The 26,004-nt window shown below is 46.2% G+C and carries 17 protein-coding genes; 5 read left to right on the top strand and 12 right to left on the bottom strand.

What is annotated here, in order from left to right; all coding sequences use genetic code 11:
* Positions 1–551 precede the first annotated feature (551 nt).
* Positions 552–3,632, bottom strand: a complete 3,081-nt coding sequence (locus tag ACRBG0_RS25070; RefSeq protein ID WP_431489577.1) for a hypothetical protein — start codon at positions 3,630–3,632, stop codon at positions 552–554.
* Positions 3,633–3,683: 51 nt separating this feature from the next.
* Complete coding sequence (locus tag ACRBG0_RS25065) at positions 3,684–4,364, bottom strand: hypothetical protein (RefSeq protein ID WP_431489576.1); 681 nt, start codon at positions 4,362–4,364, stop codon at positions 3,684–3,686.
* A gap of 210 nt (positions 4,365–4,574) precedes the next feature.
* On the opposite strand from ACRBG0_RS25065, the gene ACRBG0_RS25060 reads away from it, so the two are divergent.
* Complete coding sequence (locus tag ACRBG0_RS25060) at positions 4,575–6,092, top strand: GH3 family domain-containing protein (RefSeq protein WP_431489575.1); 1,518 nt, start codon at positions 4,575–4,577, stop codon at positions 6,090–6,092.
* Here the strand turns inward: ACRBG0_RS25060 and ACRBG0_RS25055 are convergent.
* Complete coding sequence (locus tag ACRBG0_RS25055) at positions 6,072–6,644, bottom strand: hypothetical protein (RefSeq protein WP_431489574.1); 573 nt, start codon at positions 6,642–6,644, stop codon at positions 6,072–6,074. The two genes, ACRBG0_RS25060 and ACRBG0_RS25055, sit on opposite strands and share 21 nt — an antisense overlap.
* Before the next feature lie 158 nt (positions 6,645–6,802).
* Between ACRBG0_RS25055 and ACRBG0_RS25050 the strand changes: the two genes are divergently transcribed.
* Positions 6,803–7,084: a hypothetical protein gene (locus ACRBG0_RS25050; protein WP_431489573.1), complete on the top strand. Its 282-nt coding sequence runs from the start codon at positions 6,803–6,805 to the stop codon at positions 7,082–7,084.
* Between the two features lie 34 nt (positions 7,085–7,118).
* Here ACRBG0_RS25050 and ACRBG0_RS25045 read toward each other — a convergent pair whose 3' ends face one another.
* The 7 genes from ACRBG0_RS25045 to ACRBG0_RS25015 form a co-directional block, all read right to left on the bottom strand.
* On the bottom strand, positions 7,119–7,436 hold the full coding sequence (locus ACRBG0_RS25045) for an ABC transporter permease (protein WP_431489572.1): 318 nt from the start codon (positions 7,434–7,436) through the stop codon (positions 7,119–7,121).
* The gene (locus tag ACRBG0_RS25040; protein WP_431489571.1) at positions 7,405–7,770 is read right to left on the bottom strand and encodes an ABC transporter permease; all 366 of its coding nucleotides are present in this window, start codon (positions 7,768–7,770) and stop codon (positions 7,405–7,407) included. Before ACRBG0_RS25040 ends, ACRBG0_RS25045 begins: the two co-directional genes overlap by 32 nt.
* 153 nt (positions 7,771–7,923) lie before the next feature.
* The gene (locus ACRBG0_RS25035; protein ID WP_431489570.1) at positions 7,924–9,468 is read right to left on the bottom strand and encodes a hypothetical protein; all 1,545 of its coding nucleotides are present in this window, start codon (positions 9,466–9,468) and stop codon (positions 7,924–7,926) included.
* Positions 9,469–9,473: 5 nt separating this feature from the next.
* Positions 9,474–11,261 carry a hypothetical protein gene (locus tag ACRBG0_RS25030; RefSeq protein ID WP_431489569.1) on the bottom strand — a complete coding sequence of 596 codons (1,788 nt, stop codon included), beginning with the start codon at positions 11,259–11,261 and terminating at the stop codon, positions 9,474–9,476.
* A 30-nt stretch (positions 11,262–11,291) separates the two neighbouring features.
* Positions 11,292–12,563, bottom strand: coding sequence for a vWA domain-containing protein (locus ACRBG0_RS25025; protein WP_431489568.1), 1,272 nt, complete (start codon positions 12,561–12,563; stop codon positions 11,292–11,294).
* A gap of 15 nt (positions 12,564–12,578) precedes the next feature.
* Positions 12,579–13,778: an AAA family ATPase gene (locus ACRBG0_RS25020; protein ID WP_431489567.1), complete on the bottom strand. Its 1,200-nt coding sequence runs from the start codon at positions 13,776–13,778 to the stop codon at positions 12,579–12,581.
* 104 nt (positions 13,779–13,882) lie between these two features.
* Entirely contained in the window at positions 13,883–14,509 is a 627-nt protein-coding gene (locus tag ACRBG0_RS25015) for a VOC family protein (RefSeq protein ID WP_431489566.1), read from the bottom strand.
* Positions 14,510–14,867: 358 nt separating this feature from the next.
* Here ACRBG0_RS25015 and ACRBG0_RS25010 point away from each other — a divergent pair, with 358 nt between their 5' ends.
* Both ACRBG0_RS25010 and ACRBG0_RS25005 read left to right on the top strand, forming a co-directional pair.
* Entirely contained in the window at positions 14,868–15,989 is a 1,122-nt protein-coding gene (locus ACRBG0_RS25010; RefSeq protein ID WP_431489565.1) for a DUF6544 family protein, read from the top strand.
* Entirely contained in the window at positions 15,989–16,558 is a 570-nt protein-coding gene (locus ACRBG0_RS25005; protein WP_431489564.1) for a hypothetical protein, read from the top strand. Before ACRBG0_RS25010 ends, ACRBG0_RS25005 begins: the two co-directional genes overlap by 1 nt.
* A gap of 25 nt (positions 16,559–16,583) precedes the next feature.
* Here ACRBG0_RS25005 and ACRBG0_RS25000 read toward each other — a convergent pair whose 3' ends face one another.
* Together ACRBG0_RS25000 and ACRBG0_RS24995 are read right to left on the bottom strand one after the other, a co-directional pair.
* Positions 16,584–21,446 carry a PKD domain-containing protein gene (locus ACRBG0_RS25000; protein ID WP_431489563.1) on the bottom strand — a complete coding sequence of 1,621 codons (4,863 nt, stop codon included), beginning with the start codon at positions 21,444–21,446 and terminating at the stop codon, positions 16,584–16,586.
* A gap of 203 nt (positions 21,447–21,649) precedes the next feature.
* Entirely contained in the window at positions 21,650–23,053 is a 1,404-nt protein-coding gene (locus ACRBG0_RS24995; RefSeq protein WP_431489562.1) for a hypothetical protein, read from the bottom strand.
* A gap of 132 nt (positions 23,054–23,185) precedes the next feature.
* Here ACRBG0_RS24995 and ACRBG0_RS24990 point away from each other — a divergent pair.
* On the top strand, positions 23,186–26,004 hold a 2,819-nt coding region (locus tag ACRBG0_RS24990; RefSeq protein WP_431489561.1), incomplete at its 3' end, for an FG-GAP repeat domain-containing protein.

Below are 26,004 nucleotides of genomic sequence, written 5' to 3'. Positions count from 1 at the left end.
GCGTCGGTTCTACCTACGTCATTACCCCCAAACGCCTCTAGCGCCCACGGTAGCCGGGAGCCACCCGTAGGAAGTCGTCCGCGGCGCCTGACGAGCGAAAACGGCCGCCCTAAATGCTGGTCAGGGGACCAGCAGGATACTTCATGTTAGTTCGGAAACTAACATGAGCAGTTCTACCTCGGAGAGGTGCCACATTGGTAGTTTCAGCCCATCTTTCAATTCCTTCGACCTCGGAGAGATCAAATATTGGCAGCTACAGAAAAACGGAGGGATACGACCTCGGATGAGGTCGCACTACTATTTAGGCAAAAGCAGAAGCATTCGCAGCAACTATTATACCTGGCACTAAGTGGTTTGGGAATATTAACGCAGCCAGAACACAAAAGGACAAGTGGAAATGTCCCAAACCATTTAGTAACGGATTATTACTCCAATGAAAAGTAATCCAATTTTCACTTTACTAAGAGGTATTTCGATCTTGCGTTCCATTACTTCTCCTTATTTTTTCGCATGCCCCATACTTCCGACTTCCGACTTCCCACCTCCGACTTCTAATAAAGCCGCTTTATCACAATATCAATCCCAAAACTCACAAAATACCGCCAGGAACGCTGCTCCAACAATTCTCCATCAAACTGGCGGTAATGAGGGCCAAACTGGTAGCCCGTACCCAGATAAAATGGTGATTTAGGAATGTTCCACTGCAACTGAAAGCCGGGCTTCAAGACATTCCGAAAAGTCAGTTGATTATCCCCCGCCAAGTCTTCACTGAGGTTGAAGGTCGCCAGACTGCCCAGGTCAATCACCGAGAAAAACAGGCTAAACGACGGGCGATTAGCTGCATACTTCTTACCCAGCAAGAAACTAAAGCTTATCCCTACCGGCATCGTCGGTGCCAACGTATTAAAAGTCGTTTCCGATGCCTTCGCATTGCCGCTCAGCGTTTCCTGTCCAAAAAGGCCGCCCACATAAGCGTTGACACCAGCCGTAAAGGGGAGCTGCCGTTTCACGCGTGAGCTGCCCGGAGGGTCGGCAAAAGCGTTCAGCAGCGCTTGTACCTGGCTTGCGGAATCTGCATCAACCATACCGCCTATAAAGCCGCCGTATTGTTGTAAAAAGTGTACCAGACCTCGCTGCTGAACATTAGGGTTATCAGGTAGCGTGGTCTGAAATTCTTCCGTCAAACGGATGGTGGCTTCCAGGGTTTTGTTGATGGCTTGGCGATAATTCTTCGTACTGATGTAAAACACCAAATCCAATACATTCTGACTGATCTCCGGCACCTGTGCCAAGCCTGCCCATTTTTGGGTAAGGGCATACACAGAATCCGGCTGAAGTGGATCTACCAACAGCGGCGTCTCCAACAGCCGGTTCAGGGTGTTGATCACAAAAGACGATTCCTGGTAAAACTTCAACGAATCAGGTACCGCATTCACCCGGGTAGGCAGCAAATTAAGGTCCTGCACGGTAGCTTGCACCAAAAACGACAACCCGTCACGCGAGAAAGTCCCAATACGCTCAATATGCCCCAATTCTTGCTCCATCAGTCCCAGAAAAGCCGACCGCTGTGGCCCATCGAGCATCAAGCTTTGCAACTGCCGCATATCTATAAAATGCTGGGCCGCACTATCAGGAGCATCCGAGCGCAAAAGGTAAAACAAGTGACTCAACACCTCGCCCATCTGCAGCAAGGGCTGTGTGTTTTCGTGGCTCCTGCTGAGGTTGCTTGCGTAGCTGTTGTCCAAGGCTTTCAGCGCCTTGCGCAGGGTCTCAAGGTCTTGACCCAATTGTATACTCTTGTCTTCAATACTTTGCAACTGTTTGGTGCTAATACTGGCATTCATGTAGCTGGCTACCGGATCAGGCGCCAGTGCCGCAGCACCTACCCTGGCCTCAATCCGAGTATGCAGCGCTACCAGTCGGTCTTTTACTGCTGCCAAGATTTCTTCCTGCTTAATGATTCGCTGTATGTCGGAATCATTCGCTCCCGGCATGGTTACCGCCAGGTTTTTTACAATGTTATCTAGAACCTGTAAGGCTCCTGCTTCGTCGGCCTCTAATTTACCTTGCCATTGAGTGCTGGCGGTTTGCAGGGTGTTTTCCAGCGTCAGTTGTGCCAATTGCAGGCTTTGTCGCCTTGCACTCAGCAGGTTCCCCGAGGTTTTAGCGGCCAGTTCCGCTTCCTGCAAGCTATTGTCATAAGCGATCAAATTATCCCGCCATTCCATAAAATACTGGTCGAGGGTAGTCGTCCCAAACTCTTCACCAGCCAAACGGCGAGACAGTGCCAAGCCGGCAGCACGCCGATTCTGTGGACTTACAGGTTCGCTGAAGTATTTATCGTAAGATTTGAGCGTCCCAATTGTCGCCACCAAAGAAGGTGGCAAGGTCCCCCCCAACAAACTAGGCACAAAGGCCAGGTCATAACCTCCTTTAGCTGGTGCTTTAAAAACGCTTGAGAAGCGTTTACCATTCGCCTCCGAAAGTTCCGCAGACTTCGACAACTTCATACGTAAACCACCAGGAACATCCGGATTGAAGACAAAATTCAGTGCCCGCTCGTTCATATCTGTTTCTGCTACTTCTATATCTCCGTAGATGTCTTTGCATTGGTCTACTACTGCTTGCACAGCGGTGATTACCGCTTGGTATTCAGGTGATTCATTGGCAGTATCGGCTAGCAAAAGGTTGCGCTGTTTCTCCGTATCCTGGTAGCGTTTGTACAAGTTGCGAGAGACTAGCGGAATCGTTTCTTCAATAGGTACATTGCCCTCTTTGGTGATCGCAACAACGCTATAAACGGTAAGCATGGAGTAAAACACTGGATCGGCCTGCAATTCCGAAAACAGGTCATCGGTCAGCAACAACTCCGGCAAGCGTACATCCAGGAGCTGCAAATCCTGGAGGAAGGCATCGCGCAAACTCGCCAGAAAAGAATCAGAATAAGCATAATCGGTACTACCATACAAGGTGATCACCGTCGGGAATAGCTTAGCGACCGTCGGCATTTCCTTGCCCAGCAGGCGATCCAAGAAAGTCACGACCAGCTCCTCCCCTGCTCGCTCCACCAGGAAGGAAAACAAACCACGGATAATAGCCGCTTCGTTAAACAAGCCAATTCCTGCGCCACCGCTTTCCTGCTTGGCTTGCGCTGGTGCTTGCAAGGCTGAGATTGCATCTAGTGGAGGTTCCTGGTACTCTCTCATCGTCTTCATTAAAGACAAATATTCTGCTGGATCAATAGCTTGTTCAGCATACAACAGCTGTAGAATTTGCTTACGTGGGCCAGCCCTCAGGCTATCTGTTGTTGCCCGAAAACTTTGATGAAAGACAGGGGTGATATCGCCCTTCAAACCCGTCAATCCGCCAATCAAAGAACTGATTGTATTATTGTTTTGGTAGCTTTTTAGCACTTGTGTTACCTCCGGAACAGCAACCGGGCTGCGACGATCATTATTATAAAACCACAAAACAGCGGTGAGTTCTCCCAACGCCTGGGCGTGAGCGTCCCTACTTGCTGTAGAATCAGCCAAAACACGGCTGGCATTGGCCAACAACTTGGCATCTTGCAATAAACTCTGTGCCTGAAGTTGCCCGCATAGGAGCAGTAACAAAACGATAATCTTATTCATAAAAGGAAGGATCAATTGATGGAGAAAACGGGGTGTGCACAAAGCCATTAATTACGCTGTTGGTAGTGGGCAACGTTGCTCAATAAAATCACTAAGTTCTCCATAGTGCTTAAAGAAAGGAGCCAATTCTTCTGAGGCCTGAAAAGCATCTGCAAATCCATTGAGCAGCATCACATCAATTTCATCAGCCAGCACCGATTCATCTCGTAGCTTCTTTGTATAGTTATCCCGTAGGGGGACTTGTCTTTTTCGTAGTTCCTGAAAATCGGCATTCGTTGCTAAATCTATCCCCCGTGCCATAAAGAATTGAAATCGGCCCAGCGTCTTGCGTCGGATATTTTGCAAGCCCTCCAATGCTTCTTGGTTGCGGTTGGGGCCGGCCTCCGTTTTATCTGAGCGGCCAGCATCAGCATTGTCTGCCGAATTGACCAATGCTTCCTGTAGAATCACAATCAAAACATCTACTTGGGCGGTGAGGTCATCTATTTGAGGTACACTTACCTCGTTGATGGCTAATAGGCAAGAAAAAACCTTTGTGCGGTCAATTTCTACTTGTTTGAGCCATACCTCTGGTTGTTTGAACTGCTGAATTTGTTCATCAGCTTTCTTTTGCAGCGTTTCTAACTTGGTTTTATCGACCGCATCATCACTTGCAAAAACAGTAAACTTATTGGTGACTATCAATTGGGTATCCAGCAAAAGGCTCTTTGCTTGGGCATTGGTATCTGCCATAAAACATGGTGTTTGGTGTTCTCAAAATACTTGCTCAATTTAGTTAAAAATATTGACATGTGATTACACTGTTTTTACAAAAGAAACACCAAGTGCTTCTATAAATTATCCTTTGTATGCTGCTCACTACATACAATCTTACTGCAATATTTACACCAACCGAACATCCAAGAAAACCCAGCGGTTATTAAAGGTAAACGCCCCTTTGCTATGCCAATCATTGGAAGTTTAATCAAGACGGCTCTCGAAATAAATAACCAGTTAAATGGTTTGCCCGAAGATGCCCATCAGATACAATCTATACAACTGCAACAGTTACTACAGCAGGCCAAAACTACTTCCTTTGGGAAGTACTACGGGTTTCAGCAAATCCTCGACGCCGAGGATATCATCACTTCCTTTCAAAAACAAGTTCCTTTACACGATTATAAAAAGCTCCATCAGCGTTGGTGGAAGCAACAACAAGATTTCCCTGATATCACTTGGCCCGGCCAGCCCAAATACTTTGCTTTGAGTAGTGGTACAACCGGAAAAACCAGTAAACGCATCCCTGTCACAGGTGACATGCTGGCCAGCTTTCGTGCCGTAGGTCAATCCCAAATCGCATCGCTTGCAAATTTTGACCTCCCTGCCGGCTTTTTCGAAAAGGATGTGCTTATGCTCAGTAGCTCGGCAGACCTCAGTGAGCACAAGCAACACCTGGAAGGAGAAATCAGCGGGATCAACTCGCTCAACATTCCCGATTGGTTTGATAGCTTTTACAAACCGGGCAAAGAAATTGCCCAAATCAGCGACTGGGACGAGCGCGTAGCTGCTATCGCGGAGGCCGCACCTGATTGGGACGTGGTCGCTATTGCAGGTATCCCCTCCTGGGTACGGATGATGATTATCAAAATCATAGAGGTCCATCAATTGGATACCATCCATGACCTATGGCCTAATTTAAGCATTTACGCCAGCGGCGGAGTAGCCTTCGCCCCTCACCGTAAGAGTTTCGAAAAGTTGCTCGCCAAGCCGCTCACCATCATGGATACCTACCTGGCTTCGGAAGGGTTCTTTGCATTTACGGCCCGGCCAGGTACCCTATCGATGCAGCTGGCTGTTGAGCACGGCATCTTTTACGAGTTCATCCCTTTTGACGAACGTGGTTTTGATGAAACCGGCCAGTTGCTTGACGATCCACAGGTGCTGCACTTGGGGCAAGTAGAAGAAGGCCAAGATTATGCCTTGATCGTCAGTACCCCTGCTGGATCTTGGCGCTACATGATTGGCGACACCATTAAGTTCACCAATCTGGAGCAATACGAAATCGTCATTAGTGGACGTACCAAATACTACCTAAACGTTGTAGGCAGCCAGCTTTCGGAAGAAAAACTGAACAAGGGAATACAGGAATTGTCAGATAAAATAAGCGTCGAAATCAATGAGTTTGCCGTAGCTGCCATCAAGGAAAATGGTGAATACCTGCATCAGTGGGTGCTCGGCACCAACGAAGTCATCGACGAAAAAAACGCCGCCCAGCAGCTAGATCAAATCCTACAGGATCTCAACAAAAATTACAAGGTTGCGCGGACCAAAGCGCTCAAAGCAGTACGAGTGAAGGCCGTACGCCCTACCAACATCTATTCCTGGCTGGAAGCACGCAAAGACAAAAAAGGTGGGCAGATAAAGTTCCCCAAAGTGATGAAAGAGAAAATGATGCTTAAATTATTGAAGTACCTCGGTTAATTCCGATTCCTTTTCTTTCAAGATGGTTTCTAATTCCGTGGGCGAAAGGTAGTAACGTTTAATTCGTTGCTTGTACTGGTCTGGCAATTTAGACTGCTCCAGGATATAGCGTTTGGTGGCCATCAGTGCATCGCCAAATCCATGGTCGATAGCATAGAGATCAGCTCGGCGTTCGGCTCCCATCCGGTAATTGGGGACAGCTAGATAGCGTACTACAAAAGAGATCAAATTCAACGCCGAGCGATTGTGGTAATCCATGATGTGCCCCAGCTCATGGGCAAACCAACCTATCAGCACATTTTCCGGCAATTCTTCCATTCTGATGTACTTTCGCAATTGCAAATGGTCACTCGTTTGCACCCTATAATGACGAGTAGCACGGTGCCAAAAAGCCCAATTAATCACAGGTTGTGCCCGCATGGTATAGTTTTTCAGCGAAAGCTGCTCAAAAGAAAAAGGATGATCGTGAAGCGCGGTAAATTGTTGGTAAGTCTTGATGAAACAATCCTGAATATGCTGGCTGGTAATGTTTTTAAAAGTAAGATTTTGCATGAATTGGTTGAGGGCTTTATTCTTTAAACCCCTCTTAGCAAGCTGGTGTTTGTTTGCGAGCAGAAAACAGCATTGAGTACTAAAATTCACTAAAGAAATCTATCTTGCCTAGCCTTTTCAACAAAGGTTTGTTCTTTTACGGTCTCAACTACTTTACTATGCAAAAATTCTCTTCCTTTTTTGCCTCCGAAGCGCTTAACCTCTCAGTAGGCTATCTCGCTGGGCTTTGTGCCTCTACCCTTGTATCCCGTTTCTTCGTCAAAAAAGGCCTGGTCAATATTTGGGGGCTGGCATCCCGCCGCGAGGCGCTCCAAAAAGATGATTACGAGTGGCTGCTATTCATCGCTTCCTACGTGATTGGTTTAGGGGTATTGCTGTTGGTACAATACGGAATGCGTCGCCTTCGTGGGCAACGGACAATGGCGAACAACAACGAATAACGACATGGCTTCTATAGAGAAAACACAACTCAAACTACTCTCCTCGCAAGCTGTCCACCGGATTCGCGATGGCCGCTCGAATACTCTGAAAACTCACCGTAAGCAAGGCTATAGTTAATGAGATGATGGCAGCCCAAAGGAATACCTCCAAATTCAACTCTATCCGATAGGCAAAGCTTTGCAGCCATTTGGTCATGGCCCACCACGAAAGAGGTATGGCTATCACCAGTGCATAGAAAACAAGTTTAATGAAGTCTTTTGACAACAGATGCACCAGCCCTGAGGTTGATGCGCCCAGCACTTTCCGAATACTTATTTCCTTACTTCGCTGCTGGGCAATAAACGTAGACAAGCCTACCAGGCCGATACAAGCAATGAAGATCGCTAGAAAAGCGAAAACGGCAAAAAGCTTCCACTTCCGGGAAATCGGCTTTCATGGTCGGGCCTATCGGCGCGCCCGCCTGAGCCGTTGAAATCACCTGATCTCCGAGTAGGCCATCGGCATCTACCCGATAAGTTCGCTCGGCAAAAGGATGGTACTTATCGTAGCTGAGTTCATCTTCGACATACATAAATATATAGATGAAAGCAGTGAGGCCAAGCGCTAAACCGAGCATATTGACCAGGGTATAAAACTTATGCTTCTTGAGGTTTCGCCAAGCTAAGGTGAGGTAGTTTTTGAACATGATGAGTCGTATTAGGTAAACCAATTCCATCAAAGACAGTGGCGAAGAGGAAAAGCTGCGTGGGTTATTAAATCACCTTCTTACGATTGTTGCTGAATTTCTTTTTGTCGACTATATGAGGCAACAGATGGCCTGGGCGAGAGGTAATGAAAACTACTGGTCCGCTAGCTTTAACCCTTCTGAAAGGATTGCATTAAGACGAAGGTTAGACTGGGAATTCATCCGCTTTTCGTAAGAATATCTAACCTTGTCTACAAAACCCAGTTCCTGCATGATCTTGTTGATTGTGGCAGCAGCCAGCCAAGAATTATCTATGTTTTTTGATGCTAACACAGGCAATAGATCATCAATAAATTCCGTACTGCGATCACTTAGTGCATAACGTCCCGCCAATATAATAGCATATTTCTGTTGTAGACTAACTTCTGTTGTAATTGCTGCTTTCACAATAGGCTTCAAGTCGTGATCTAGCGGATACAAGACCTCTTTTTTCAGCATCAGTTCCGAAAAAAGGAAAACAAAAGTGTGGACGTTTTCTGAACTATCTTGTGCCCATCTACTGATTTTTATCGCTAACTCTTGATTGTTATAGTATCTGCAAATTTTGGAAAAGGAAGATACGATAGGATCATAATAGCTCGTGATCTTGTATTTTTTTAATTCAAAAAAACGAATCAGGTAATCTAGTAACCAAATTGGTGAAGGTTGATGTTTGCTAGTATTTAGATGGTTAGCAAAAAGCGAGAGGACCCTTTGAAAATGTTCCACCCAATTGTCTTGTGCTAAAACAGTGATCAAATAATCAACGATTTCCTGATCTTCTACTCCTCGCTTTTTAATTAAATCACAGGCTTGTGCTCCAAGGTCTTTATCCAATAAGTTATTCCAAGCCAAAGCCAATACCTCTTCTTTGTCAGAATATCTAAGGGCTTCCAGGATAGCTTTTTTTTCGTTATAACTAAGAGAAGTACGCTTTGCGTGTTGGAGAAAAAGCCGGTGCGTATCGTCGTGTTTATAGGCTGAAAGTCCAATGATGATATTTTCTATTCCCCTATTGTTGTTTTTATCTTCATAGGCTGCTAAAAGCAACTTTTTGGCTGCCGCTTGGGGGTAAATTTTCAGCGATTTATATGCTTGAAAACGTTGTTCATCTGTAAGTACAGGTATCCAATCTAGAATCATTTCTCCAACACCAGGTGTTCGAAAAGATCCATGATATTCAATAGCAACACGTAGTTTTTCCGGATTTCCTAAAAACAAATACTCAAGTGATTCAAGCTTTGCATTCTTGCCATTATTATAGAATTGCCTAATATTCTGGACACATTCTGCAAATGTAACATACCATATATCAGTAAGTTGTGATAGTAAAATTTGCCGTGGTGGCAAGCCATTTTTCTGACGAGCCTGAGTAATTTTATCCATTATTGGCTGCAAATCGTCTCCTTTTCTGAGCTCCAACATTTGAGCAGCAACAAAGTATCGAAAAAGCCGTCGATAACCTTCTGCTTTGGGTGCTATTACTTCCCAGTCTTTGCCTAATATCAGTTTTTGGGCAGCTACAGGAATATCCCCAAAAAGATTTTTCACCTGCTGTACTTCACCGTGTATATTAGAAGTTATCTCATAATCAATCGCGTGTCCTTCTATCTCAAAGGTGATCAATGCCTGTACTGTTTCATCTAGTTCTTTATTCATTAAAACTATTTATTTCGATAAGATTTCCTTTGATACACAAGTGCTGATAACCAATCCTTACAGCGAACCATCCATCGTCGTTTATTTTTTAGCTTAATTTGGTGAGTATTTATATTTTTATGTAAGCCTTCCATTAAGGCTTGGTAAGTGGCAAAATCTTTACCTGTAGAAGTGTTCTGACTAAAACCATCTTGAACTCGAACAGAAAATCGCTGCTCCAACATTAGAAAAACAGCTGGATCTGATGACATTTTCAGCGCCGTGAGAACCTCATTTCTCTTTTCCCAGTCCTTCGCAATTTCGGGAGATTCCAATAACTTGACAAATGGATCGGTAATCGCTTTTTCGTATCCAACCTTCCTCATTATCTCGTTTATGGCTTTAATGATATATTTAAAACGCTGCTGATCCTGGTGGTCTAGCAGCTCAAGTAAGTGAGTAATTATCCTTTTGTCGTTCTCTGCAATCGCCAGATTTTTCAGTAAGCTTATTGAGGTATGGAAAAAGGGACTATTGTTCTCTGTAACCAGCTCCTTTACCCTTTTTATCATTGCAGGTACAGGTAATGCCTTAGCATTATATTCCAGTAAATAACCAGATACCATTAAAGCAAACTTCTTTTTCGGGATACTATCTTCCTGGAAAATCTCGTACAAGCGTTTAGGGAATTGGTTGTTGTAAACGCAGTGCAAGATTATTGCTATACTGGAATATGCACTTACATTCGGTTGTATAAGAACAAAGTTCTGATACAAGTCTAATATCTCATTCCCTGTAGGGAGTAGGTAGGGGTTTCCATTGGTGTAGATTTGGCTTAAGGTCTCAAAAAGGCGTTCAAAATTGCTTTGGTCTTTAGTTGCATTCAATACTGGCCAAAGATGATCGAAAATTGCTAAATCATCAATTTCCTCTTTTTTTAGCAGCTTGTAGGCTAAATGCGTAGCGTCGGATTTAGTCAATCCTTGCCACGCAATGTCCGTCACTTCCGGCTTTGAGTAAGTCGTGAATATTTCAAAGAAAAAACGAGCGGATCGCCAGCGCTTTGTTCCAAGACTTTTCCAAGCGTCCAGCATGAGTTGATATACCATCTCATCTTGATAAGCAGATAATCCGTAGAGTATGGATGAAAACATTTTACTCTCGTCGCCTTCTAATTTTTCGTAAGCCTTTAATAGAAAGCTTCGGGTGTCCTCACTAGGAAAAGACTTCAGGGCACGGTAGGTTGCCGCCTTATTCTTATCGGATAAAATGGAGATTTTGGCCCGTAACAACTCCTCAGCCGCCGAAGTTGGATGTTCTGATTGATGTCTGATTACCTTAAACAATATTTCTTCCTCCTCATCCTGAAAGAGAAACATCAAGGCACCGTAGCGCTTATCCTTCTTGTCCTTATTGTAGGCCGCCAGAAGCAACCTGCTTTCTTTCCAAAACGCCCTATTCCAGGGGTCAGTCAAATCTTTGAGATGATGATTTCTCGGCGAAAGTCCGGCCGACTGGCGCAACTTGACAAGCTCCTCTATCAGTGGCTGTAAATCTTCGCCTTTGCGCATTCCTACCAATTGTGCAGCTACATAAAAACGAAACAATTTACGCCAAGCTTCGATCTTAGGCCTGATGACCTCCAGGTCTTTAACCAACATCAACCGTTGTGCAGCTTCTGGTAACTCTAAAAAAAGACTTTTTACCTGCTGCACTTCTCCATGAATATTGCTGGTAACTTCATAATCAAAGGGATGACTGTCGATCTCGATAGTGATAATAGCGGAAACAACCTTCTCATTATTTTGAGTCATTCAGAGAGATTTTTAAAAGGATAATGATAATCAAAGCTTCGCCAAATCAATACCGATGACGGAGGATGTACTAAATGGAGGCATAGGAGGTGTTGGAAAGGATGTTTTTCCCTGATGAAAAATTCCAAAGATCAAGGATACTTCGGGGAGTTTTACCGGCCAAGGCGTAAATCCATCTGTTAGTACAATAATCACATTTGGTTTTTTCGGTAAGGCTAGGGCTGCTTCTATCCCCGCATTCATATCTGTTCCACCACCACCGCTCAGTTGATATAGTTTTATTTGATCACTAGAGGTGTTGACCCGGATGGGCTCGTAAGCCCTGGCGTCACACGGGATAACAGTGACGGGTACACGTAGCCGCTTCATGATACCACAAACCTCCCCTGTAGCTTGCCCTAACATTTGGGCAGACATGGAGCCGGAGGTATCCACCACTACTGCTATTTGTGCTTCGAGATCTCCGGATAAGCTAGGTAGAAAAACGGGGTGATAAGCCGATTGACGGCGACTAAAACGCTGGTAGGAATAATCTAGCCTGCCCCCTACACTCAGTTGTATCGCCATTTTCACTCGGTGCCGCAATACCTTGCGCCAATCTACCTTAGGTTGTAAAATTTCGTTTACCCATCGTCGCCAATTTCCGGGTATATTCCCCGGAGCTTGTTTCAATTGCTCAGCGACCTCTTTGCGGATCAATGACAATACCATCTCATTGACCTCATTTTTACTCGACGCTTCAGGCGTGGATGCCAGTTCCCATATTCTAGAATGACCGTGCACTCCGCTACCTTCGTCCATAACTAAGTCTAGTAGTCTTTGAAGCCGTTCACTTTTACCTCCTTCCTTTCCCAAAAGGCTGTAATATTTCTCTGCTAATTGACCATTAGGCAGCAAGTAATCTTTGGGGAGTAACCCTGGGAAATCCTCAGGCATAGATAAGCCCTCCCAATGACTATCGTTGATTTCAAAGTCAGCAGCGATATTCCATAATTGCGGATAGAAGCCATTTTCTTTGGCCCGTTCCGCGTGGCGTCGTAAAATGTGGCTTATTTCATGAATCCACAAAAAGCCAAGCTCTCGGAGCGACTTTTTTCTTTCAGATGCACTAATTTTCACAACGACGGAAGGATTGAAGTAAACGTTCATCTGTTGATCGATAGCGGCGATGGGTACCTTTTCTGTTATCACTATCCGACAACGATAAAGGGCAGGGGCAAACCAGGGAAGCTGCTGTGCAGCATAAGCTCGACTAAAACGAAGAATAGACTCTTCGGTCTGATATTTCCTGATTTTTTGCATACTGCTATAGCCCTTTTATGATTCGAAAACGCTAATGAATTCATTCAATCCTTCATCAACAAAGAGCGCTTGAATAGCGGCCAGTACTACTGCTTTATCTTCACTTGAGCGTCTTTGTGCGTGACTCAAAGTTTTTGTCAACAATCCTTTCTGGCAAATATGTTTCAAGCTAGGATAGATTACATCTCTACGTTCATCCGAAAATACGATTTGAACCAATGAGAAATATACTTTTGCTAAATCCACCAGTTCCTCCTGGTTGAAATAGCGCTCTAAATAATGCCCTAAGGCACCAAAAAAAACAAAAACCTCACTGTCATTAAGCTGCGGCAAGTCTATCTGCGTCTTTTGAGTAAGGACTTCTTCAGGATCAGGTAATCGTAATTCTAGTAAAAACGAAACAAAAGCGACAGCCAAACCTTCTCCGATACATCCGCGAACAAGGTCCAAACAAGCTGCACTGGCGGTAGTCTCCGGCGTTGGTGCTTCTCCTTCTATTTCACAGGTAGCCAGCAACGCAGCCAGGTATTCCCAGCTTCGGGGACTAGCAAAAGCGAATTCATTTTCTTCCATATCTCCGTGCAGAGCATCAGGCATTTGCCGTAAAAACGCAGCAATCTTCAACTTCCAATTAGCCATAAGGGTTCGATGTTGAGCAATTGGAATTATAGGCAAATCAGGTTCCGCAAAGCCATTGGTCATTCCTGCCAGGTAAACCTCCATTGGTAAATCCCATTGGAGATGAACAAACCGATTACGCAGTGGTGGACTAAGGTCCCATCCTCCGGTCATCATATCAGGTGGGTTGGCGGCAGCAATCACCCTTACGTGATCCGGCAATGGGAAAAACCCCACTTTTCTTTCCAACACGACTCTTAGCAAAGCTGCTTGTACTGCTGGGGGAGCCGTTGTTAGCTCATCAAGAAACAGTATTCCTTGTTGTTTTTCTGCAAAATAGTCCAACCATTCTGGTCGGGCATAATGCACCTTGCCATCTGTAAAAACGGGCAGTCCGGAGAAATCTGTCGGGTCATGGATAGACGCGATAAGTGTCAATACCGGAAAGTCATCTTGGGCCAAGGCTTCTACAAAACTTGATTTACCTACTCCAGGGCGCCCCCAAATCAATACAGGGATACCGATATGCCCTTTAGGAGAGGGGGTTTGCATAGCCAGAACGAGTGCGCGAGCTCCCGTGGGGAGTTGTTGTTTCATAAACTTAAAAGGTGAGCGTGAGTTGTAGTATTAGGCAACAAAATACCACTCTTTTTTAACATTCCCATCACAAGTGTTTACGGGAATAACATTGAACTTAGCAGCTAGATAATTACACTGCCATTAGGAGATGTTATGCTAAGTTTTATGGCTACATCCTCCGCTTGTTGGACAATAACATTAATATCCAGCTCCTTAAACACTTTCTGAAAAGATTTGGGGTGTGGATGAAGCAGTACGATTTCCTGCCATACACAACTGGGCTCCAAGCGCTCGGTAGGATGAAAAGCAGAAGCTCCCCAATCTACCATAAAGGGCACAATTTCTACCTCCGGCTCTGGCAAAGGCAACAGCATCTCCCAGGCGAGCTGCTCGCCGCTGGCGGTGGTTCTTTGTCCATTCCATTGTGCCCCCATTGCAGGATCGTACGTTTTCAAAACAGACTGATCTTGGGCCAAGTCTTCAGACTTGAGGCACCAGCGCGTAATTTGTGGCTTTTCTAAAACATCTAAGCCCATCCAGCGGGGTGGGTTTACGGTGGTGTTCCATTCATCGATAGCGATAATCTCCAGGTAGCAACCGTTTCCGAGGTTCAAAAGTGCATTTTTAGTGCCCCGACCTTCATGGCGGCCACCAAAAACGGGGGCAATGCCTAATTGCTCCGTGAAATCAGCGATAGCACGGTCAAGGTCAAAAACAGCGTAGACGATATGATCAATGGTACGTGGCATAGGATTGTTGGTTGTTGGTTGATTGTTAGATGGTTGGATGGTTGGTTTTGCTAGTAGCATCAAATATGCCTGAACCTAGCATTTCCTATAGACTGAATTCACGAATTTCAGCCATGGCAAAACTAACCTAAACATCCTCGCGCATTAAGTCTCCCTTTCCCTTTCAAACACATCCCGAAACAAAGCCATTTACAACAACGGGAAGGGCCGGGGATGGGGCTAATCGTTGTTGTTGAAAGTAGGAAAATACGCTAAAAGTTCTTCCTGAAGGGATAAATATCATAAATGCGTGTTGATCAGGGTCAGCAAAAAGCAGAAAATAAAGCTCCAACTTTGGTTTATTCAAAACCAGCTAGCGATGCGTTATTTTCTATTTTTCTTGATCCTTCTCCATGGTTTGATCCATTTATTAGGGTTTGCTAAAGCCTTTTCTTTAGCTCCTATCGAGCAATTGCAATTACCCATCAGTAAAGTGAGTGGTCTGTTATGGCTAGTGGCAAGTTTGTTGTTGGGGCTTACCGCAATACTGCAATTTCGGCATTCCTCTTCTTGGCCCTTATGGGCATTTGGAGCTATTGCTGTTTCTCAACTATTAATTCTGCTGGCCTGGCAGGATGCTAAATGGGGAACCATCGCCAACGTGGTTATTCTACTGGCTGCGGTAGTCGCATTTAGTAGCCATCGTTTTGAACAATCATTCCTACAAGACGTGAAAGAACATCTATTGCCGACAGCTTCCCCTTCCGAATTATTAACGATTGCTGACTTGGTACATCTACCTGCTCCAGTACAACGATACATTCAATACACGGGTGCTATTGGCCAACCCAAAGTACACAATATGGCCGTCACTTTCCGAGGGAGGATGCGGAATAAAGACGATGATTGGTTCAACTTCACTTCCCGGCAATTCAATGACTTTAGCGACCCTACTCGCTTGTTTTTCATGAAAGCCAATGTAAAAGGCCTGCCTACCTATGGCTACCATGCTTACCAGAATCAGCAAGCGTCTATGCTTATCAAAGTCTTATCGCTTTTCCCGGTGGTAGATCTTGATTCGGAAGAACTTTTCCGAACAGAAACGGTCACTTTCTTCAACGACATGTGCCTTTTTGCACCGGCGGCATTGATTGATTCGCGCATCCAGTGGGAGTCTATAGATTCCACCAGTTGTCGTGCCACTTTTACCAACCAAGGAACAAGCATCTCCGCCACCCTTCATTTTGACGAAGAAGGCAAGCTCATCAATTTCAAATCAGATGATCGCAAAGAAATCAACATTGATCAGTACCTGCCTTTTTCTACCCCTGTGAACAGCTATCGATACTTCGGAACTAACAATCAATTCTATCTAATGAATGACGGCCAAGCCGTTTGGCATTACCCTGATGGTGCTTTTGTGTATGGGGAGTTTCATACGGTAGAGGTGAGGTATAATACTGAGGAATTGTCTGTCTTAGCCTCTAAAACACCTAAATAATGAAGAAAATATTCAAATGGTTATTGGTGATCACCATTTTTTGGGGCTTGCTCACTCTTTTCACAGAACGCGCTGGTCCAGCCTATCGCTTCAACTTTGGATTGCCTACAGCTACACAAAAGGCATTAATTGTATACAGCCCTGATCCTATCTACAACCTCGACGAACAAGTCTGTATAGCAATGGCAAAAAAGCTAAATCAATACAACTGGCGAGTAGAAGTAAGCACCGTGGCTGCCGTAGACACGACCACCAATTATGACCTTTATGTGCTATGTGCCAACACTTACAACTGGTCACCAGACTGGGCCATCACCCGTTTTGCGAAAACGCACAATTTATCCGATAAAAACGTAGCGGCACTCACCCTCGGCAGTGGTTCTACCACCCGAGCACAACATCGTTTTGAAATGATCCTCCATGACCAGAAAATCAAATTATTAGATTCCCGCTCACTTTGGTTACTTCGCCCTAATGATGAAGCACGCATAGAGGAGAAAAATGTAGACGTAGCTAAAGATATGGCAGCAGAATGGGTAGAGGTTTTGTTGGATGGGATTGACAATTGATTTTCTATTGAGGTTTTAGCAGCGGCTACCTCACCAAATGCACACTCCCCCGATACTGTACTCGCTTACCATTGGTCAGCAACAATTCTGCGACATAAACGAAGGTGTCGGGATTGACTGGTTTTCCGTTGAGGTTTCCGTTCCAGGTACTGATACCGGATGGGAAAAGTGGTGGTTCAATAACTTCGTAGACCAAGCCACCCCAGCGGTTAAACAATCGGAAGGATTCTACTTCCTGGACACCAAGGGTTGGGAAAAAGGTATACAAATCATTAAAGCCATCACCGTTGGGGCTGAAAACATTTGGGAAATAGACTTGCACATCTTCATCTACAAAAATGGTGACGGTGTCTACCGCGCTACAATCACCGTTGCTTACGGTAAGGTAATAAGTCGTTGTTGATCCTGGCATGGCGATGGGTTCCAGTAAACTGGTATCACTCAGGCCTTCAATGGGCCACCAATCCAGCATTAAGTCCACTTGATTTACTTGACTCACTATTCGCACCGAAGCACCCAAAAGGATCGTCGTATCAGGCATGAGCTGCACAGTCAGCGGAAATACCTCCGGGACGGTAAACGACAGCGTTGTATCACAACCACTAGGGGCCAGTATCTCCAAGGTGTAATCACCTGCGGGGATAATCTCAAAACGATTGATTCCGGCTTGGGAGTAGTTATCGCCTGTGAGGGTAATCTCATTAGCTTCGTCGGTGCTTACTTCCAGGATAAAAGCCTCCGTAGGTAAGCAACGTTCATCAAGCGTTAGGGTATCAAAGCTTGGCGTCCCTCGGACGGGTACTTCCTGAAAAGCAGTATCAAAACAAATACCGTCAATGCCTACAATCAAGGTTACCGGGTAAGTACCCCCAAATGGATAGGCATGCAAGGGGTTGATATCATTGCTGATAGTATTATCTCCCAGGTCCCAATTCCAGCTGGTAGGCGTTGGTGTTGTATTAGTGTAAACAAACTGTACTACCGCTGGCGAGCAATTGTCATCGCCTACATAATCGAAGGCCGCAACCGGCGTGGGGCGCACAAAAACAGGGAAACTCACACTATCGCGGCATCCCAGGTTGGAGGTCACCACCAATTGGTTGGTTTTCAAGCCTGGGCTGTCAAAGGTATAGCTGCTGATACAGTCGTCTCGGGTACCACCGCCAGCTAACTGCCAAGTACAGCTTTCCGCATCAATGCTCAAGCTGATCAACGCGACAGGCTCGCCTACACACACCGAATCGGGTTGTAGCAGCAATGCCTCCGGCAGTGGATTGATTACAATTTGATCAACCAAAGAATCGAGACAGCCTTCCGTGGATGCGCCCAATAGACGAATATCATAACTTCCCGGCTGGGGATAAATATACTGGCTAATGGTCTGCAAAGTACTATCACCATTGCCGTAATACAACCACTGCCCGCTGGCATTACCACCAACGGTAAACGTGACCGGCTCCTCGGCACAGGCAAAATCAACAATATCGAGACTCAACTCGGGCCGGGGCAGCACCGTGAAGTCATACCTGAGGCTATCATAACCACATCCTTCCGCAAAGATGGTCACCCAAGCGGGCCCCGGAGTACTAAACTCATGGCTAATGGTATCCCCAAGGTACTGGTTCCCATCGCTGGTGACCCAACGAACGAAAGCCCCCGGTGTAGAGATATTGATGAGCTCAAGTGGAGCATCTACACATACATCCGGGCTACTGTAGTTCATTCTCGCACGTACGTCGGTAGGTTGGACATCGATGACATAAGTGGCCGTATCTGCATTACAATCATTACTATCGATCAAGGTCACAAAAATGGAGGTGGGCAAGGTATCGGTAAAGACCTGAAAAGCCGGTGGCTCAAAACCGTTATAGACCACCCCGTCAATCGTCCATTGAGGGTTGTTGCCGATGACTCCGGTTGAGTTGTTGTATAATTGCACCGTTTCCCCACTACAGGGGAAATCAAAATCCGTAGCTACCTGGGCTTGCAACGGTGCCAAGGCTGTTAATTCGATGGTATCCAATTGGGTGTCACAGCCATTCGTGGTGGTCAGCAAACCAAGGTAGATGGTGTCTTCGACTGTTGCGGGTAACAATACATTATTTAGGCCTGTAGCCACACTGTCAGTAATACTCGCCAAAGTCCAAGTGTAGGTATTTCGGATATCAATCACGGAAGGCATCACATCGACCAAATAGTCGGGACAGCCTGCTGTGTTTGACGGGATTATTTCCACATCACTCAATGCGCCCAGGATATCTACTTCAGTAGTAGCAGGGGCCGAAGCACAGTAGGCTTGGTTTGTCACCGGGTTCAATAAAAAGCCTGTTAGGGTTACTTCGTAAAGCCCTTCGCTGGTATAAGTATGGCAAGTTTGCTGATCCGTGTTTCCTGTTGCATCGCCAAAATCCCAGGAGAATACACTAGCGCCTCCTGTTACTGCTTCAAAAGGAAGGCAATCGACAGTCACACAGGCCGTGCTATCGCTCACTATTTCTACGGTGGGCTGGGCGGTGTAGGTTAAGGTTAGCAAAGCACTATTACAGGCTGCGGGTAAATCAGGCGCAACATAACCAAGCGGATAGGTGCCCGTGGGTAATATTCCCAAAAAAAGCGTGTCATTACTTATCGCTGGTAATCCTTCCCAAGCTCCGTTGCTAGGGCTGCCCATTGGTAAAACCACAAAGCTGGCCGTATCACACACAAACAGTTCATCTTGCGCGATGCTTACCCCTGCTCCACTGGCTAAAGTCAATTCAACCTCATCGCTATTGGTACAAGGCATGAAGCCAGGATTGATGGTGTATTGATAAGTATACGTTTGTCCTGGCATCAACTGGGTGAGGTCCACCTCGCCGGTAACGGGATCAATACCCGTTCCTGACCATAGTCCTTGGCCGGCAGGAGTGGCTGTCAGAATGGGGTTGCTTTCGTTGTCACAAACGGTCAAATCATCCTGTGCGACGACTGGTGTGATCTCATCAATTGTTACGATAAAGGTATCTCTGATCTCACAACCGGGGTCAACCGTATAGCTTACGATTATGGTATCAAGTGGGCCGCCTACGTTGGCTGGGTTGTACATTCCTGTAATGGCATCTACAACGCCTGTGCCATCCCAATTCGGTGTTCCACCTATCGGAGAGAAACTAATTCCCGCCAAATCTGGCAAAGACAAATCTACATCAACCGCACAGATGGCGAAAGTATCCGGGATGCCTACGGCACTGGGTAAGGCCACTACCGTCACCTGATCGGCAACAGTTACCGTACAGCCTGTAGCGCTTGCATCATTGAAGGAGTAAAACACATCATATATGCCAGGGGCTAGGGTACCAGGGTCAAAAGTACCTAGTACTGGGTCGGTTATCCCCGTTCCACTCCAAGTACCATTGATGGGCGTAGCCGTGAGGGTTTCCGGTGGGCCACCTTCGCAAAATGTCCATGGCCCATCGGTGGTGACGGTTGGCGATTGGATGGTGATTGTGCGAATTGCTTCTCCGGCGCATGCACCAAAACCTAGCGAGTAAGTGACCTGATAGCTGCCATTTGGCTGGTTGGCTTGAAAATAGAGCTCTCCATTTTCTTGCACCAAGGGCAGCCCGCTATCCACAGACCAAGTGCCTCCAGGAGGTTCAGCAGCCAGCAGTATTTGTACGGTATCCTGGCAGATGGTTGTATCCTGTTGCGGCAGCGCAATCATTGGCATGGAAATGCCGAAAATATAAAAGGTGTCACTGACCATAACCGTCGGGCAAAAACTCGGCGGCGAGCTGGCCGTTACGATGTAGGGATCGGTATTGGTGGTCAATGTCACGGGAAAATCAGTATCGGCGTACGTCGTCCCATTAAGGGTGTAGATGATACCTGGCAGCAGCGGAGAGGGCGAGTAATCCAAGGTAAGACAACCATCCTCCTGCGGATCGAGACTAACTTGATCCTGACCAGACACTTCGATATTGAGGCTGACTTCATCAGGCGTATTACAGCCATTATCGACCCTTAGTGTCGCTGTAAAAGTTCCTGGCGTGGTGAATCTGACACAAGTCGTATCGTTGTTCATATCAGTTACAAATATCACTCCCGTCGTTGGCGTGAAGCTCCAATTGAAGGAATTCGCGTTTTGCGAAGCATCACCGTTTAGCCTCACTTTCCCGCCATCTTCCAGGCAGACGTAGTAGATATCATTGTCCAGTGCAACACTGCCAGAATCTAAAACTGCAGCAGCGATCGGTAATGCCGTGACCGTGAAGCTTCGATTAGTCGTTACCGTTCCACAATCATTGGTAGCTTCCAGTATAATGGGATAAGTACCCGCAGCAGGAAACGTGTAGCAAGGGCTTTCCTCGGTAGAAGTCGTACCATCAGGCAATGTCCAGAGAAAGGTCATGCTGTCATCATTGTCTGGACAAGTAAAATTTTCGAGACAAAACTCCTGGCCGACACAGATAAAGTTATCATCGGCGGCGAAATTCGGCCGGGGTGGAAATTGAAAAGTCAGCCGCTTGGAGATATTTTCCGGTTGGGTGGCTCCGCCGTATTGGGCATCAATAGTTAGCGTAAAGCAAAAGCCATTGGCCAGGCCACACTGATTGTAGGAGCAATCCTCCAAAAACTGAGCAATAGGATACTCGTGTTCCAGAATAAGTGCATCACCGGGCATGATGGATACAGGCGCACTGCCATCTCCCCAATCCACCAAGATAGCGGTAAAAGCAAAGTCTGTGTTGGGTGTTATTTCAATACGCACCAAGCTATCCGGGTAACAGCGAATTTCGGTACCATTGAGAACGGAGACGGAGAGGGTTTCCTGGGCAGTGAGCGAGAGGCTTCCTAAGGAAAAAAACAGAAGCCAAAACCAACGGAATTTCGGAGTATATAGGTGCATTGCAGGTGTTTGTGGCGAAGATAGGGAGATCGGGTAGAAATGTTTATTGCTTGCCTAGATAAATTGGCCAGATGGTAACTTTAACATTCAAAATAGAGTACACCTCAATAATCATCAATAAAATAAGGTTAAAGTCGGAAGTGGGCTCCGTAGGAATGCCCATGGCAAAAGCGGAAGTTGGAAATAAACAGTCCTCAAAACCATCAACCATCAACCAAAACCCGCGTTAAAAACCACTCCTTTTCCGCAAAACTGGGAGCATCTACAATTTCTGACCGAAGTTGCTGCCGAGCAGCCCGATCCCCGGGAATCAACTGGCGTAACCGACGACAGAAATGCAGCAGCAGACGGTAGCTATCACCACGGTAGCCAAGGTCGCTTTTCCGTTGAAGGTACACGCGTAGCTGATCGAGTAGGCTATCGAGGGCATCCCATTCTTCCAGCTCTACGAAAATACGAACTTGCAAACTTTTAGCCCCCAAGTATAGAAAAGGCTCCTTGGTATCGACTTGCAGAATAGCCCGCAAGGAAGCCTCGTATTCCTCCTGTGCATGATAGAGACGAGCCAGGTTGAAATACACCACCGACTCCCGCTCAGGACCAGGCAGGTCCTTGGCATAGGTTTGGATAAACGTAGCAATGCCGGCATAATTTTCCAGCTTGAGCCCCAGTGCGACGATATTGGTAAACGTACTGCTAGGTAGCTGGCCATCCTCCAATAAATACCCTCCGGCGAGGCTTTCCTGGTATAAGGCCTGGGTTTCGGCTATAAATTCAGGCCGCCCCTGGTTCATGGCGCGGATACAAAAATTGATCGCCAATAAGTAGACATCCCTGATTTCTGCGGCTGGAAAATTGTCTCTAAAATGCTCCAACACGCGGCGCAGACGGCGGAAATCTTCTTCCTCACCACCTTCGGCAATGGCCTGATAGCAGCTGGCGTACATCACAATGGCGGGTACTTTAAACAGCTCCGGGCGGTCTTCCAGATCAGCCAGGATTGCATCCAGGTAGCGAATCGAATATTCTTCCTGGTTGGCCAGCCAACGGCTATGTGCCAAACAGGCGTGCCTCAATTTCTCGGCCATAAAGAAGTGATCCAGTTTATCGGTGACTTCCTGCAAATTGGTGCGCTCTCCCCGCTTGGGGCTGGCAATATAATCGTAGTATTCCAGTTCCAGCTGGTATTCCCACAAGAGGTGCCTGGCTTCGGCTCGTTGCTCCTTTTTTGCAGTTTTCTTTGTCTGTCGAAATACCCGTTCAAAAAAAGCAGGCAACTGCAATTCGCGTAACGACCGCAAAAGCGACAACTGCTGCTGGGCCTTGTCTTCCTCAAAATGGCGTATGCTCAGAAAGGACTCCGTAGCGGCCTGCAAACGACTTACAAGCAGGTACCAATCGCGCTTATTGAACTTCCGCTGGGGTTTTGCTTTCGCAAAGATCATTTCCTTATCCAGCGGTTTGCCCTTGAGTGACTGCCAGCCTTTGAATAGCGGTGCCAACTCCTTGCTGTTCGAGAAAAACTTACTTTGCAAATACGTCAACAGCTTTTTTTGCGCTCGATTATCTAAAACAGACAGTATTCTAAAGGCAGACGGCTTTGCCATTTTGTAGTTATTTTACACTAAACTATTGATAATAAATTAAATAAGAAAAATTAACTATGATTTTTTCAGAAAGAATGTTCTTTTTTTAACTCCCTACTGATTGCATCTTTGAGAATAAGAAAAATGATCCCCATGATGAAATCACTCCTTACTCTTCTTTTCAGCAGTTTGTTCCTGGTTTTATCCGCCCAACTCTATCGCGATCAGGTACAAGTCATTCTTGACAATCAATACCTTGCCGACATTCAGTTTGCGGACTTAGATAATGATGGTGACCTGGATTTTATTGGCAACCGCTTTGGATACAATGGCTCTTATCTCGCTTTTTTCAACCAGGACGGCAATGGCAATTTTAGTACACCTGTACCTTTTGGAGATACAACCTGGTGGGACCTTCCTGAACTGGAGATCAATTTCGCTCTCGGCGACATGGACAATGACGGCGACCAAGATCTCGTGCCGGGAAACATTGCTGCGGGCGCACAACCTTTCTGGCCCAACGATGGTAGCGGTAATTTTGCGACTAGCGGCCAACTAAGCACTAGCGATGATGTCTGGGACAATCAGTTTTTTCGGATTGCTGACCTTGACAACGATGGCTTTGAAGACATTCTCATCTTTCGCAGAAATACCCGCAAATTTTACCTTAATCGCAACCAGGGCAATGGCCAGGATTTTGTCTACACCCTGCTCTATGATGCTTTCGATGATTTCGCCCCTGAATATCCCTCCGATTTCCTGGTTTTTGATTACGACATGGATGGTGATTTAGACCTCGGTTTCATTTCCTACGATCCCTACATTGAAGACTTCATCAACGAAAACATCTACTTTACCCTTTATGAACAGACCTGTAGTTTATGCTTTACGCAAAAGTCGCGAACGATTGTAGATGACGCGATAAAGTATATACTGGATGGAGAAGTAAAAGCTACTGACCTGGATAACGATGGCTACCCCGACCTGATTATTAACTACGAAAAATCTGATGAGCCTAACCTTGATCGCTCCTATCTGCGGTTATTAAAAAACGATAATGGTACTGGTGATTTCACCCTTGCGCTTCACCAAAATGATGTCCTTGGCGTAACCACAGGCGACTATAATCAGGATGGTGATCAGGATTTGTTTTTGGCAATCGATCCTGACAGCACAAGTACTTCCGGCGGCCATGCACGCTATTTCTGGGAAGAAAACCTTGGGAATTTCAGCTTCCAAGAATATTATATTGATGACCTTTATAGTGGAGAACGCCTTATTGCTCAAGACCTGAACCAAGACAATCAACTCGACCTTATTACCCTCAGGGGCCCCTATACCGGAGCTGTCATTCAGCGGCGTGGCAACCCCGACCTTAGCTTTTCTGCACCTGAGCTTATAAATACCGCAGCCACTAATATTGCTAAACTAGCCACCGAAGACTGGGACAACGATGGTGATTTAGACCTCTATTTCTTCGGAGACGTCTTCACTTCGGGTGCCCACTTTGATGGCATCTATCGCCAAACCCAGGCAGCTGATGGCACTTTCGAAGCACCTCAGTTAATGTATCGCTTAGCGGCCGACGGTTATCCCAAGGAATTTGTAGATTTCAATAACGATGACAAACTCGATGCTATCGGTTTTGAACACATTTATGGCCCTGGCAGTAACCGAAAACTCATTTACACCCTCCAGCAAGCAGATGGTAGTTGGGGGCCGGGCGTACAAACGGGGCTAGACCTTCCTGAAATTCCTGGTCAATTTATCATCGGTGACTGGGATTACGATGGCGACCAGGATGTGCTCACGAAAAACCATGATGACGAATACTATATATTGCGCAATGATTTGGCCACTACCGGCCAATTTAGCGCCAGTTCACTCCCTAACCTGGTGCTAAATCCCCCTCCACATTTCGATCAGTACCACTGGGCTAGTGATGTCAATGCTGATGGTTACCTCGACCTTATTGCTCAAACAGAAACCACTGTTCAATGGGCTGCGGGCACAACTGAGCCTTTGACTTTTGCCCCTTGGGACACCGTACCGCTCCCTCCAAACGAGGGCCTTTTCGAAATATCTCCTACCGATTGGAACAATGATGGTTATATTGATCTCCTCCTAAAAATACGTGTCACCACACCAGCAATAAAAATTGGCGTCTCGTTATTTGACCCTATCGAACAACATTTCGGAGCGCCAATCCTCCTTGCCGACAATGGTAATGTTTCCTCCCAAAGTATTATCCTTGACCTCAACCAAGATGGTTACCCCGACTATTTGAGTGGCTTGGGTTTTCGTATTAACCAGTTAAATGGTTCGCTGCTCTCTGCACCTTATATTCCCGAACCTATTGCTTCTGTCACCAGCTACCCCTCATTGCCTGGTGCATTCACCAACAATGCCATCGTGGCAACACTTTCCCCAGGTGCAGAACCCAAATTACTCACTGGCTATCGTGAAATACTAGCCTACTCCCTCGACTTTCTTAGCACCAGTACCCTTAGCGGATTCGTACGCTGGGACACTACTGCCCAGTGTCAAACAGACAGCATATTTCCTCCTCTCGAAAACTGGAACCTTAGCCTCACCAGCAATCAACGTGAATTGTTGACGACCACGAATGCCATTGGTCAATATGGCTCCGTCTTGCCTGATACGGGTAGTTACCTGCTTCAAGTGCTTCCCCCCAGCGGTTACTGGGCGGCTTGCCCGGCGGACACCCTTCTACAAGTGACCGACCAGCAAAGCACTTACGAGGTAGACTTTGCAGCCGAAGCGCTTGTTGATTGCCCGCTCGTCGTCATTGATCTTAATAGCACTACGGTCAGTCAGTGTTTTGGGTCAACCGTAAGTATTGGCTATCACAATATAGGTACAGCCCTGGCTACTGGCGTGGAGATCACCTTGCAGCATGACCCTCGCCTGCTCCCGGTCAGTAGCAACTTGACCTGGAGTATGGCGACAGA

This window comes from Lewinella sp., from assembly GCF_050633125.1.
In the GTDB taxonomy this organism is placed as follows: Bacteria; Bacteroidota; Bacteroidia; order Chitinophagales; family Saprospiraceae; genus Lewinella.
The sequence above is the reverse complement of the archived record's forward strand: the minus strand, read 5'-3'. Positions and strand labels throughout refer to the sequence as shown.

Coding starts and splice junctions, on each gene's coding strand:
- ACRBG0_RS25070 (WP_431489577.1), bottom strand. CDS start 3,632: ATGAATAAGATTATCGTTTTGTTACTGCTCCTATGCGGGCAACTTCAG.
- ACRBG0_RS25065 (WP_431489576.1), bottom strand. CDS start 4,364: ATGGCAGATACCAATGCCCAAGCAAAGAGCCTTTTGCTGGATACCCAA.
- ACRBG0_RS25060 (WP_431489575.1), top strand. CDS start 4,575: ATGCCAATCATTGGAAGTTTAATCAAGACGGCTCTCGAAATAAATAAC.
- ACRBG0_RS25055 (WP_431489574.1), bottom strand. CDS start 6,644: ATGCAAAATCTTACTTTTAAAAACATTACCAGCCAGCATATTCAGGAT.
- ACRBG0_RS25050 (WP_431489573.1), top strand. CDS start 6,803: ATGCAAAAATTCTCTTCCTTTTTTGCCTCCGAAGCGCTTAACCTCTCA.
- ACRBG0_RS25040 (WP_431489571.1), bottom strand. CDS start 7,770: ATGTTCAAAAACTACCTCACCTTAGCTTGGCGAAACCTCAAGAAGCAT.
- ACRBG0_RS25035 (WP_431489570.1), bottom strand. CDS start 9,468: ATGAATAAAGAACTAGATGAAACAGTACAGGCATTGATCACCTTTGAG.
- ACRBG0_RS25030 (WP_431489569.1), bottom strand. CDS start 11,261: ATGACTCAAAATAATGAGAAGGTTGTTTCCGCTATTATCACTATCGAG.
- ACRBG0_RS25025 (WP_431489568.1), bottom strand. CDS start 12,563: ATGCAAAAAATCAGGAAATATCAGACCGAAGAGTCTATTCTTCGTTTT.
- ACRBG0_RS25020 (WP_431489567.1), bottom strand. CDS start 13,778: ATGAAACAACAACTCCCCACGGGAGCTCGCGCACTCGTTCTGGCTATG.
- ACRBG0_RS25015 (WP_431489566.1), bottom strand. CDS start 14,509: ATGCCACGTACCATTGATCATATCGTCTACGCTGTTTTTGACCTTGAC.
- ACRBG0_RS25010 (WP_431489565.1), top strand. CDS start 14,868: ATGCGTTATTTTCTATTTTTCTTGATCCTTCTCCATGGTTTGATCCAT.
- ACRBG0_RS25005 (WP_431489564.1), top strand. CDS start 15,989: ATGAAGAAAATATTCAAATGGTTATTGGTGATCACCATTTTTTGGGGC.
- ACRBG0_RS25000 (WP_431489563.1), bottom strand. CDS start 21,446: ATGCACCTATATACTCCGAAATTCCGTTGGTTTTGGCTTCTGTTTTTT.
- ACRBG0_RS24995 (WP_431489562.1), bottom strand. CDS start 23,053: ATGGCAAAGCCGTCTGCCTTTAGAATACTGTCTGTTTTAGATAATCGA.